Origin of the sequence: Hyphomicrobium sp. DMF-1 (assembly GCF_027886585.1) — a bacterium.
Lineage (GTDB): Bacteria > Pseudomonadota > Alphaproteobacteria > Rhizobiales > Hyphomicrobiaceae > Hyphomicrobium_C > Hyphomicrobium_C zavarzinii.
In genome coordinates this window covers 3,479,850-3,491,748 of sequence record NZ_CP115706.1, presented here as the reverse complement: position 1 = coordinate 3,491,748, position 11,899 = coordinate 3,479,850, and the positions used below count along the sequence as shown (strand labels likewise).

The window sequence follows — 11,899 nt, the reverse complement described above, 5'->3', positions numbered from 1 at the left end:
GAACGCTCAAAGCACGAGCTGGCGGACGTCTTCGAGAATCTCGGCAAGCCGCCGCGTGAAGCGGGCGGCCAGGGCCCCGTCGATGACGCGGTGATCGTAGGAGACGCACAGCGGCAGCATGAGGCGCGGGGCGAACTGCGCGCCGTCCCACTTCGGCTTCGTCTCCGCGCGTACGACACCCAGTATCGCCACCTCGGGCGCGTTGACGATAGGCGTGAAGCTCGTCCCCCCGATGCCGCCGAGGCTCGAGATGGAGAACGTTCCGCCCTGGATGTCGGCCGGTGCGATCTTGCCTTCGCGCATGCGTTGCGAGACGTCACCCAGCTCCTGCGATAGTTCGATGATACCTTTCCGGTCCACCTCGCGGATCACGGGCACGACGAGGCCGTCCGGCGTGTCGACGGCGATGCCGAGGTGATAGTAGCGCTTGAGAATGAGCGACCCCTTTTCCGGTGAGAGCGACGCATTGAACTCGGGAAATTCCTTGAGCACCACGACGGAGGCCTTCATCAGGAAGGCGAGCAGCGTCACTCGGTATCCCTTCTCCTTGGCAGCCGCATCGAGTGTCTTGCGGTAGCTTTCGAGATCGGTGATGTCGGCTTCGTCCGTGTGGGTGACGTGGGGAATATTGAGCCAGGCCCGCGTGAGATGCGGCCCCGAAAGGCGCTTGAGACGCGTGAGCGGCTTGGTTTCGATCGGGCCGTACTTGGCGAAATCCTGCGGCGGAATTTCGGGAATGCCACTCCCGCCGCCTGCCCCGCCCGAGAGTGCGCGCTTCACGTCTTCCTTGGTGATCCGTCCTTTTTCGCCCGTTCCGGTCAGCCGCGTCAGGTCGATGTCGAGCTCACGGGCGAGACGGCGCACAGAGGGGCTGGCATGAACTCCTCCGAAATCTGAGCCGAGCGGAAGCGGCGTGCGCGGCGCCGTCCCCTTGGTCGTATCGGGCGGCTCTCCCGGTCCGCTCGCGCTCTGGGGTTCCGGCGCGGTCTCCGTCCGTGGAGGAGGGGGCGTAGAAGATGGCGGGTTCGCGCTTTTGGTGTCGGAAGGTGTCGCAGCGTCCGAAGTGAGCCGCAGGATCGCTGATCCCTCGCTAACCTTGTCGCCCACGCGCACCAGCACTTCGGCGACCTGTCCACCTTCCGGCGCGGGGACCTCCATCGCGGCCTTGTCGCTTTCGAGCGTGACCAATGGATCGTCGCGCTTGATCGCGTCGCCTGGCTTCACGTGCACCTCGATGATGGGCACGTTCTTGTAGTCGCCGATGTCGGGAACTTTCACTTCGATGACGGACATGCAGCAGGTGTCCCTGAGTTAAGCGCGCGCCGGAGCAGCCTTGTCGGGGTTGATCCCGTACTTGCTGATGGCCTCCACGACCTTCGTAGAGGGAATCTTGTTGTCGTCTGCGAGCGCCTTGAGCGCGGCCACCGCGACGAAGTGGCGATCGACCTCGAAATGGTGACGAAGCTTGCGCCGGTAATCGGAACGCCCGAAGCCGTCCGTGCCGAGAACCTGATACGGGCCGCGCACGAACGGGCTGATCTGATCCGCAAACATCTTGACGTAGTCCGTCGAGGCGACGACGGGTGTGTCGCCCCGTGAGGCGAGGCACTGCGTCACGTAAGGCACCTTTGGAATTTCCGCGGGATGCAGCAGGTTCCAGCGCTCGATCTCGAGCGCCTCGCGGCGCAGCTCCGTAAAGCTCGTCACGCTCCAGATCTCGGCCGAAATGCCGAAATCCTGCTCAAGAAGCTCGGCGCCTGCGATCACCTCGCGCAGGATTGCACCCGAGCCGAGCAGTTGAACGCGCGGCTTGTCGGCCGTGGGCGCCGCCCCTGCCTTGAGCAAGTACATGCCGCGGATAATGCCGTCCTCCGCGCCGTCCGGCATCGGCGGGTGCTGATAGTTCTCGTTGAGGCTCGTGATGTAATAGAACACGTCCTCCTGTGCATCGAGCATCCGCGCGAGCCCGTGCTGGATGATGACGGCCAGCTCGTAGCCGAACGCGGGATCGTAGGAGACGCAGTTCGGAATGGTCGAAGACAGGATGTGGCTATGCCCGTCCTGGTGCTGCAACCCTTCGCCGTTGAGCGTCGTGCGTCCGGATGTTCCTCCGATCAGGAACCCGCGCGAGCGTATGTCGCCCGCCGCCCAGGCCAGATCGCCGATCCGCTGGAAGCCGAACATCGAATAGTAGATGAAGAACGGCACCATCGGCACGTCGGAGGACGAATAGGAGGTCGCTGCCGCGATCCACGATGCCATCGCGCCCGCTTCGTTGATGCCTTCCTCGAGCACCTGACCGCTCTTGTCCTCCTTGTAGTACATGAGCTGATCGGCATCCTCGGGCCTGTAGAGCTGGCCCACCTGGCTGTAGATGCCGAAGGTGCGGAACATCCCCTCCATGCCGAACGTGCGGCTCTCGTCGGGCACGATGGGCACGATGTGCCGGCCCAGCTGCTTGTCGCGCAAGAGCTTCGTCAGGAGCTGCACGAATACCATCGTCGTGGAGATATCGCGCCCCTCGGAGCCCTTGAGCTGCGCTTCGAACAGAGACAGAGGCGGCGCCGCGATCGCATAGCCGGTCTTGACGCGCCGTTGCGGAAGGGAGCCGCCGAGCGCTTTGCGATGCTCCCGGAGATAGGCAAGCTCCGGGCTGCCTTCCGCGAACCGCAGGAAGGGAAGCTTGTCGAGTTCTTCGTCCGAGACCTTCACGCTGAAGCGGTCGCGGAATTTCTGGAGGGCGTCGAGCCCCATCTTCTTCTGCTGATGGGCAATCATCTGCCCTTCGCCCGCCGAGCCCATGCCGTAGCCTTTGACGGTCTTGGCCAGGATCACGGTCGGTTGGTCCTTGTGTGCCACGGCCGCCGCATAAGCCGCATACACCTTGCGCGGGTCGTGTCCGCCGCGCGTCAGCGTCCAGATCTTGTCATCGGACCAGTCGGCCACGAGCGCGGCCGTCTCGGGATAGCGGCCGAAGAAGTTCTTGCGGATATAGGCGCCGTCCTTGGACTTGAAGTCCTGGTACTGCCCGTCGTTGCACTCTTCCATCAGTTGGCGCAGGCGCCCGGACGTATCACGGGCGAGCAGGGGGTCCCAGTTCGAGCCCCAGATCACCTTGATGACGTTCCAGCCAGCGCCGCGGAAGCCGCCCTCCAGCTCCTGGATGATCTTGCCGTTGCCGCGCACCGGCCCATCGAGGCGCTGTAGGTTGCAATTGATGACGAAGATCAGATTGTCGAGCTTCTCTCGCCCGGCGAGAGAGATCGAGCCGAGGCTCTCCGGCTCGTCCATTTCGCCGTCGCCGCAGAACACCCACACGTGGCGGTTGGAGGTATCCGCAAGCCCACGATCGTGCAGATACTTGAGGAAGCGGGCCTGATAGATCGCCATCAGCGGACCGAGCCCCATGGACACGGTCGGAAACTGCCAGAAGTCCGGCATCAGCCACGGGTGCGGGTAGGAGGATATTCCGTGCCCATCCGTCTCCTGGCGGAAATTGGCGAGTTGCTCCTCCGTGAGCCGTCCTTCGAGAAAAGCGCGCGCATAAATTCCGGGCGAGGAATGACCTTGAACGAACACGAGATCGCCGCCGTGGCCCTCGTGTGGCGCGTTCCAGAAATGCATGAAGCCCGTGTCGTAGAGCGTCGCCGCGGACTGGAAGCTAGCGATGTGCCCGCCGAGTTCGCTCGACGCCTTGTTCGCCCGAAGCACCATCGCGAGCGCATTCCAGCGAATCAAGGATCGGATGCGGTTCTCGATCTCGCGATCGCCGGGATGCTGCTGCTCTTTGTGCGGGGGAATGGTGTTGATGTAGGCGGTATTGGCTGCGAACGGCAGGCGCGCGCCTTGCCGCCGCGCCATGTCGACTGCGCGGCCGAGCAGGAAGTCCGCGCGTTCGCTGCCCTCGAAGGCCATCACCGAGGAGATGGCGTCGACCCATTCGCGCGCCTCTGCATCCGGCTCGCTGACGTCGTTGATTTCGAGAACTGTCCTGGTCATGGAGATCGGCTCCTGAGCGTCGGAGTGAGCACCCAGGGCCGAACTCTAAACTAGAAATGTATCAGACCCTAACGATCTGAGCGGTAAATCACTCGTCAACCAACAGCTTGCCTTTGCGCGCCACGAGGCGGCGCATCAGGCACTGTGAGCAGTGCGACATCGCTAGTGCTCCGACGTCGCAAGCCAGCTTTGCACGCTTTTCGACTTGCGCTCGACCTCGTTGAGGCGGAACTCGAGCACGTCACGCATGCTCAGAATACCGACCACGCCGGTCTCGTCTGCAACGGGGACATGCCGGATATGATGCTGGTGCATGAGATGCATCACGTCCGACAAGCTGCTCTCGGGCGAACACGTCACGACTCTGCGCGTCATCAGCGCCGAAACCGGCAGCAGATGCAATTCGCCCCGCCGCTCCGCCAGGCTGTAGGCGATATCCCGCTCCGAGATGATGCCATCGAGCGACCGGCCATCGTGGCTGACGACCATCACGCCGATCCTGTTCTGCTGCAGCTTGCGGGCGAGACTCCCGATCGTCTCGTTGGGCTTTACCGTCAAAAGGCCGGGGCTTTTGCCCTTAAGGACGTTTGCAACCCTCATGCGTTCCTCCACCTGATGTATTTTTTCGGTCGAGCGGATGCGTACGCGAACATGATCGACAGATTTTCGGAGCGCTCCTGATCTCGCCGGATTTTTGGTGCGGTGCGTAACGCTCGTCGCGAACCGCGCGACAAGGAATCCATCGGCGCGGTGAGGGAGCAATCGTGCGCATGTCGCGCGACATTTTGGACCAAGCATTTTTGTGGCTCGAGCCCCCGACGGGCCGGGCGTGCTCCGGAAGTGGCCCTTCACTTTCCGGTTCGAACGAAGTATGCGTCCGAGGCTCGCGCGCGGCCGCGCAGCACGCTGATGGACCGCGCCGCCCTGCCTGCCTGAGACACAGTTGCCGCCTGAAAGTTCAGCAGCAGCCTTCCAAGCCGGATGAGCCAACGCTAGAGTTGAGCCGCGCCGATTGCGGCGGTTCGGCGGTGGAAGTGTGGTCTAAGTGCATGATTTTGGTGCTGAATTCATGAGTTTCTGTAGGCCGGACAACAAGAGATCGCGCGCGCGGCAACGGCCGGCGCGAGCAGCCTCCCGCGCGCCGGGTGCCGCTGTGAAAGCGCGGCAGAGCTGGTGAAGCCCATTCATGGTCGCTAGAGCGAAAAGTCCGGTTGCGTCCGCGCTGGGGATTGCCCTGCGCAACTTCGGCCTCGAGTCCTCGAAGGTCCTCAAGATCGGATTCCTCGCGCCTCTTACGGGTCCTCTGAAGTCCTGGGCCGCTCCGGGCTTGAACGGGAGCACCATCTGGATCGACCGGATCAATGCCGCCGGTGGCGTGAAGGTGGGCAGCCGCAGGTACATGCTGGAACTCGTCCAGTACGACACCATGTACCAGCCCGAGCTGGCCCTCAAGGGTGCGAGAAAGCTCATTTTGGAGGATGGCGTGAAGCTCATCCTCATGATCGGCGGCAACGACTTCACGCCCGAGGTGCGCAGCCTCGTGAGTCAGCACCGCATGCTGGTGGCGACACTGCTGCCGAGCGATCTGTCTCCCGATGCGCCGACGCTCGTCGCGCCGAGTGAGGTGCATCCGATCTACAATGTTACGGGCGTCGACTGGCTGAGGCGCAACAAGCCTCATCTCAAGACGGCGGCCATGTGTGCGCAGCGCGACATGCTCGGCCTGCCGTCGATCGCGACCTACCGCGCAGCTTTCGAGGCAGCCGGTATCGAGCTGATTGCCGAGCGCCTGTTCGAGCCCGAGACGAGCGATTTTGGCCCAATCGTCGACGAGCTGATGGCAGGCTCGCCCGATATTCTCTGTTGGGACACGGCCTACGAGCCTTTCGTTCACGCGCTCACCATCGAGGCCTACAAACGCGGCTTCAAGGGGCAGCTTCTCTCCTGCACCTGTGACAACTACGCGGAGCTGATCCGCCGCACGAGCCCCGAGTTTATGGAGGGGTTCGTCTTCCAGTTCCCCGATTTCGACGATCCGCGCCTCAATGATCCGCAGATCAACTTCGCGGAGCCGAACGCCTTCTACGAGGAGTTTTGCCGCCGCTTCCCCGGCACATGGAGTGCTGTGTCGTGGGAGTACGCCTCAACGCTCGAGCTTTGGAAATCAGCCGTCCAGCGCGCGCGCACATTCGAGCCATTTTCCGTCCTCGCTCTGATGAAGGTCGGCGGCGTCGGCCAGCACGCCTTCGGCGAGGCGATGTGGTGGGGCAAGGATTTGTTCGGGATCGACAACGCCCTCGTGGGCGATTGGCCGGTCGTGACCATCGTGGACGGCCGCGCCCGTATTCAGGAGTTCGGCTCGATCACTCAATGGTGGTCGGAGCACAAGCCGGTGCTGCTGAAGCACATGCGCGCCCTGGATCTCATGTGGGACCAGCGCGAGCATCTGGCCGCCTCGTCGTAACCCGGCCGCGGGATTATGATTCGTAGATCATGTCCTCGTGCGTGCTGGCGACGTGCAGCTTGATCAGCTCCACCGCAGTTTCCACGTCGCGCCGCTCGAGCGCATTGTAGAGCGATCGCAGCAGCAACTGAATGCTGCGGATCTTCGACGGGGTGAGCGCCTGGCGCCGGCTCGCAGCCCACTGAGGCTGACGTCGCACCTCGTGCAGGATCGCGTACATCGCCACGATCAGCGAATTGTGCGTGCCGCGCGCCACCGTCATCATGAAATCCTCCTCGAGAGAGGCGAACTTGTCGGACTCGGTGACGATGGTCTCGAGAACCGCGAGCTGGCCACTGAGCTCCGCGAGATCCCGCGTCGACATGTAGATCGTCGCGAGCCGCACCATCTCCGGCTCCAGGATGGATTCGGCAATGTTCATCGCGAACGGCGAGGCCGTCTCCGCAAGCTGATTGATGTTGAGATGATCGGGTAGAACCGCGCTGCTGCGGGGCGGTGGAGGCACCAGCGCACGCTCATAGGAGACGAAGGTGCCACTCCCGGCGCGCCGGGACACGATCTGATAAGTTGCCAGAAATTCCAGCGCCTGACGGATCGTCGCACGCGTATCGCGGAACTCGAGCGCCAGCTCGCGCTCGGCCGGGATGCGCGTGCCGAATGGATAAACTCCTGCCGCGATGCGCGCGAAGATTTGGGTGGCGATCTCCTTCACCTGCGGAGTGACGAGCGGGTGCTTGGAGGGATCGCTGATCCAGGGCGGACTGAGTGCGGAAATGTCGTTCATGTCACGAGCTGCTCGAGGTTGCCGTCTGCGGGGAGGCCGGGCGATCACCCGGCTCTTCGCGTGCCACGGTGTGAGGGAAGGGATACCAATCGGGCGGGAACAGCGCCGTCATGGCGACGGCCGTTTCGAGGTGGAGGCACACGGACGGAGAGGCAGCCGATGGCGCCGCGGCGTGCCGAGCCACCTCGGCAAGTTTGTCGGAATAGGGAGACGGGTCGTCGCTGGATGTCACCAGCCCACCACCGTACTGCGAGAGCAGGCGCGCTTCGGGCGATTGAGCGCCGAAGGTGTCGGCGAGGAGCGCTGTCAATGCCGTGCAGGCGTCGAGAATAGCCGTCTCTCGCGTCGTCGTCGTGCTTGCGAACAGGCGGTTGAAGCGCGTGATCGCGAGCCCCGCTTCGCATAGCTGCTCGTAACGCCGCCGGCGCGCCGCCTCGAACGCCGCGAGGTTCTGCGCGGCGAGCCGAAAATGGAACGAGGAGCTGCGTCCCGAGAGGGGGATCTCGGCGGTGCGGAGCGCTGCGGCCACGTCGAGCCAGCTTTGCTCGGCGGCATCGAGCGCGCGTAACGCGTCGCGCATCCGGCTTTGCAGGATCAAGCCCACACCGGCATTCGAGTGCGCAGCCGCCGATCTGGCATCCGCAGCATCGGTCTCGCCGAGCGCATCGCGGGCGTGCAGCAGGTGTCGCGCTGCTTGCGAGCGTTGTGCTTGGGCCATGGCGTCAAACCCGGAAACGGTCGCCTCTGCCCATTTTTTTACCGAGCCCATGGCCCCAGCGAATTTCATCGTCCCCAGCCCATTTAGGTCGCAACACCATAATTCAACAAGGAATTCTCAGAATGCCACAAGCTTGAAACCAAATCAAACCAAAAAAGACCAAAATAGGTTCGCAACTGCGACATAGTATCTAACTACTGAGAATACAAGAAATTTATCGATTGTGCACTTGCTCAATGCGCAATTTCCTTGCGCTTCGCCTGATTTTTATCACTTGCGAGGGAAATTAGATTTCATAAAATGAAAGGAGTTGGGCCGATCTGGTTTCAAATGGTTGAAAGTGGTTTCACGCATGAGCGCCGCACAATCAGCACTGGGGGATCGCGGTCGTAATGCCTGACGGCTGGCACGCAAAGCGAGCCGGCAAAAGAAACGTGCACGGAGAGCTAGGGCTGAAACAAACAAGGAGCCGAGCATGGCAACGGGACAGGGAACGCTGACTGCGGATGGCGCGCTGGACGCCTCATCCAGCCAACTAATAAGAGCCATCGACTGGCGGGGGCCTTTTTGGGTCGCCAGCGGCGTTCCGGCTCTTGTGCTGTTTTCGATCGGAGGTATCGCCGGCGTGGCGGGAAAGGTTGCCTTTCTCGTCTGGACCGTTTCGATGCTGATGGGTCTTATTCAATCGTTTACGTACGCCGAAATTGCGGGCCTGTTCCCCAATAAATCCGGCGGCGCTTCGGTCTACGGTGCAGCGGCGTGGGTGAGATATTCGAAGCTCATCGCGCCGCTTTCCGTTTGGTGCAACTGGTTTGCCTGGACGCCCGTTCTTTCGCTCGGCTGCTCCATCGCCGCCGCCTACATCCTGAACTCCTTGGCGCCCATTCCTCCGGCTGATGCGCCGCACGTGCTGGCTTGGGTCAGCGCGCATGCGTCCTCGATCGCGCAGGATAGCCCGCGCGTCGTCGAGTGGCTCGCAGCCAACCAGGGCAAGACGGCCGCCGATGCAGTGTCGGCATTGCTCTCGGCCGATGCAGTCGCGGCTCTGACGCCGACGATCCGTAACTGGTCGCTGTTCCACGGCACGCTCGGTCCGGTGTCGTTCTCGTTCAACGCCGCCTTCTTCATCGGCGCCGTTCTGATGCTCATCACGTTCGCGATTCAGCATCGCGGCATCATGGGCACCGCCAGCGTCCAGAAGTTCATCGGTCTCGCGGTGATCATCCCGATGTTCATCGTCGGTATCGTTCCGATCGTCACCGGTCAGATCGAGTGGTCCAACTACACCCCCGTCCAGCCGTTGGCAGCCGCCTACGCGCCGGAGATGGGTGAGTGGAACATTCCCGGCTGGACGCTGATCCTCGGCGCGATGTTCATCGCGGCGTGGTCGACCTACGGCTTCGAGACGGCCATCTGCTACACGCGCGAGTTCCGCGATCCGGGCAAGGATACCTTCAAGGCGATCTTCTACTCGGGCCTGCTCTGCCTCGCTCTCTTCACGCTGGTGCCGTTCACCTTCCAGGGCGTGCTTGGCCTCGAGGGCATGCTCGCTCCGTCCATCGTCGACGGTTCGGGTGTGGCTGAAGCCATGGGCAACATGGTGGGTCACGGCGGTTGGGTCACGAGCCTGCTCGTGATGATGATGATCCTCGCGCTCATGCTCTGCCTCATGACGGCGATGGCCGGTTCCTCGCGCACGCTCTACCAGGGCTCTCGCGACGGCTGGCTGCCCCGCTACCTGAGCCACGTGAACTCGCATGGCGCGCCGACGGCTGCCATGTGGACGGATCTCATCGTCAACCTGGCGATCCTCGCGATCGCTTGCGCAGACGCGACGAGCTTCTTCTTCATCCTCGCTGTGTCCAACTGCGGATACATCATCTTCAACTTCCTCAACCTCAACTCGGGCTGGATCCACCGGATCGACAACGCACACGTGAACCGTCCGTGGCGCGCTCCCACCTGGGTTCTGGCTGCGGGCACGGTCCTCGCTTACGTCAACGCCGTCTTCATGGGCGCCGGTGCGAAGGTGTGGAATCCGATCGCGCTCTGGGCAGGCCTGTTCACCGCCTTCCTGATCGTCCCCGTGTTCTGGTACCGCCACTACGTCCAGGACAAGGGCATCTTCCCCGAGCACATGCTTGGTGACCTCGGTCTGACGCAGGCTGACCTCAACCAGCGCAAAGCCGGCATCCTTCCCTACCTCACGCTGATCGCCGGCCTGATCGTGGTGTTGGCCGCTGACTGGATCTTCCAGCTCCCAGGCTGAGTCCAACCGAGCGGGCCGGCGAGGTTTCCTCCGCCGACCCGGCCCGCTCGGATCGCAAGTCGAAAGTCGGTTTTTGAATCGAGGTGCAGTCGATGCTTGTAAGCGGGATCAAAAGTCGGCCCGTCTATCCCGGCCTCAGCCCGGATCCCAACGCGCGCCGGAACTTGATCGTCTGCGATCGTGCGGGCGCTGAAGCCGTTGTCGAGTTGGTGGCACTCGCCGGCGAGGACTTCGTGAAGCGCGCCTCCGTCATTCTCGTGGCGGACGATGCCTCCAGCGAGGAGGCGGCTGCGCTACAGAAGAAGCTGGATCCGGTCCATGTCGAGGTGGCGTGCAGTCTGGACGCGGCCATCGCCCAACTTCGAGAGATACTCTCAGGGGCTTCTATGGGGCTCCGCCTTTACGCGGCTGGCTCCGAGCCTCTGATCGGCTCGGTCGTGCAGGCCGGCGCCGAGAATTTTATCGATCCTCTGTCCGTGCGCACCGAGCATCGCGGCTCGCTGATGCGCCGCGTTCAGTGCGTACACTGCAAAGGCATGACGGAGAACGTCGTCACCAATCCCGTCAAGTGCGCGCACTGCGGTCTCCTCCTTCTGGTCCGGGATCACTATTCCCGCCGTCTCGCAGCCTTCCAGGGCGTGTGCATCAACGCCGAGGATCCCAGCGACAGCCCTGAACCGAAGGTGGAGTTTCAATGACTGCTTCCTATCTGCGCCGGGTCAAGGTCGCCGAGGTCGAGCGCGTCGCGAGCCGCATCAAGCGGTTTCGCCTGGTCGACGTTGAGAACAAGCCGCTGTCGGAGTTCTCCGGCGGCTCCCACGTCACGGTGTGCATGAGGGCGCAGGATCGCGTGATCCGCAACCCGTACTCGCTGATGGGATGCCCCTCCGACACGTCGAGCTACCAGATCAGCGTGCTCAAGGTCGACAATTCGCGCGGCGGCTCGCAGTTCATGCACGACAACGTCGTCGTCGGAACCGAGCTCGAAATCAGCGAGCCGCTCAATCTCTTCCCGCCCGCGAAGCTCGCACGCAAGCATATCCTGGTTGCTGGCGGCATCGGCATCACGCCGTTCATGTCCATGATGAGCGAGCTAGACGCGCTGGGCTCGGACTTCGAGCTGCACTACGGCGTGCGCTCCGCCGCAGAGGGCGCGTTCTGCAAGCTGCTCGAGGCGCGTTACGGTTCACGCATCCGCCTCTATCTGCAGGACCAGGACCAGATGGTCCCCCTGGAGCGTATTCTGAGCAACCAGCGGCTCGGCGCGCACATGTATGTCTGCGGCCCGAAGCCGATGATCGATTGGGCGCTAAGGACGGCGACGCTCGCGGGCTGGCCCGATGAGAGCATCCATTCCGAGCAGTTCAACGCCCCGCCGATCGGCAAGCCGTTCGTTGTGAAGCTCGCCCGCTCCAGGCGCGAGATCACCGTCGGCGGCCACCAGAGCATCCTGGAAGCGCTCGAGCAGAATGGCATCGATGCGCCGTTCCTGTGCCGCGGCGGCGCATGCGGGCAGTGCGAGACCGAGGTGAGCGGCTGTGACGGCTTCATCGAGCACAACGATCACTACCTGAGCGAGGCCGAGAAGGCGAGCGGGCGCAAGATCATGATCTGCGTGTCCCGCATCTCGGGCGACGCCGTCACGCTCGACCTTTGATCCGAACC

9 protein-coding genes are annotated in these 11,899 nt (G+C 62.9%); 4 read left to right on the top strand and 5 right to left on the bottom strand.

Going from position 1 to position 11,899, the window contains the following annotated elements; genetic code table 11:
• Nucleotides 1-6 precede the first annotated feature (6 nt).
• From PE058_RS16015 to PE058_RS16005, 3 genes are all read right to left on the bottom strand, one after another.
• Nucleotides 7-1,293 (bottom strand): 2-oxo acid dehydrogenase subunit E2, encoded by a 1,287-nt coding sequence (locus PE058_RS16015; protein WP_271028852.1) that lies wholly within the window; start codon nucleotides 1,291-1,293, stop codon nucleotides 7-9.
• An 18-nt stretch (nucleotides 1,294-1,311) separates the two neighbouring features.
• Nucleotides 1,312-3,999 carry a pyruvate dehydrogenase (acetyl-transferring), homodimeric type gene (gene aceE, locus PE058_RS16010; RefSeq protein ID WP_271028851.1) on the bottom strand — a complete coding sequence of 896 codons (2,688 nt, stop codon included), beginning with the start codon at nucleotides 3,997-3,999 and terminating at the stop codon, nucleotides 1,312-1,314.
• A gap of 162 nt (nucleotides 4,000-4,161) precedes the next feature.
• Nucleotides 4,162-4,599: a CBS domain-containing protein gene (locus PE058_RS16005; protein ID WP_026868250.1), complete on the bottom strand. Its 438-nt coding sequence runs from the start codon at nucleotides 4,597-4,599 to the stop codon at nucleotides 4,162-4,164.
• Between the two features lie 586 nt (nucleotides 4,600-5,185).
• Here PE058_RS16005 and PE058_RS16000 point away from each other — a divergent pair.
• Nucleotides 5,186-6,463, top strand: a complete 1,278-nt coding sequence (locus PE058_RS16000; protein ID WP_020087430.1) for an ABC transporter substrate-binding protein — start codon at nucleotides 5,186-5,188, stop codon at nucleotides 6,461-6,463.
• A gap of 13 nt (nucleotides 6,464-6,476) precedes the next feature.
• Here PE058_RS16000 and PE058_RS15995 read toward each other — a convergent pair whose 3' ends face one another.
• Together PE058_RS15995 and PE058_RS15990 are read right to left on the bottom strand one after the other, a co-directional pair.
• The gene (locus tag PE058_RS15995; RefSeq protein WP_020087429.1) at nucleotides 6,477-7,247 is read right to left on the bottom strand and encodes a FadR/GntR family transcriptional regulator; all 771 of its coding nucleotides are present in this window, start codon (nucleotides 7,245-7,247) and stop codon (nucleotides 6,477-6,479) included.
• A gap of 1 nt (nucleotide 7,248) precedes the next feature.
• Entirely contained in the window at nucleotides 7,249-7,965 is a 717-nt protein-coding gene (locus PE058_RS15990; protein ID WP_271028850.1) for a hypothetical protein, read from the bottom strand.
• 475 nt (nucleotides 7,966-8,440) lie between these two features.
• Between PE058_RS15990 and PE058_RS15985 the strand changes: the two genes are divergently transcribed.
• The 3 genes from PE058_RS15985 (at nucleotide 8,441) to PE058_RS15975 (ending at nucleotide 11,891) form a co-directional block, all read left to right on the top strand.
• Entirely contained in the window at nucleotides 8,441-10,234 is a 1,794-nt protein-coding gene (locus tag PE058_RS15985) for an APC family permease (RefSeq protein ID WP_271028849.1), read from the top strand.
• 92 nt (nucleotides 10,235-10,326) lie between these two features.
• A complete protein-coding gene (locus PE058_RS15980) occupies nucleotides 10,327-10,932 on the top strand; it encodes a dimethylamine monooxygenase subunit DmmA family protein (RefSeq protein ID WP_271028848.1) in 606 nt (201 codons plus the stop codon).
• The gene (locus tag PE058_RS15975) at nucleotides 10,929-11,891 is read left to right on the top strand and encodes a PDR/VanB family oxidoreductase (RefSeq protein WP_020087425.1); all 963 of its coding nucleotides are present in this window, start codon (nucleotides 10,929-10,931) and stop codon (nucleotides 11,889-11,891) included. The genes PE058_RS15980 and PE058_RS15975 overlap by 4 nt, the downstream gene beginning before the upstream one ends.
• Nucleotides 11,892-11,899 lie beyond the last annotated feature (8 nt).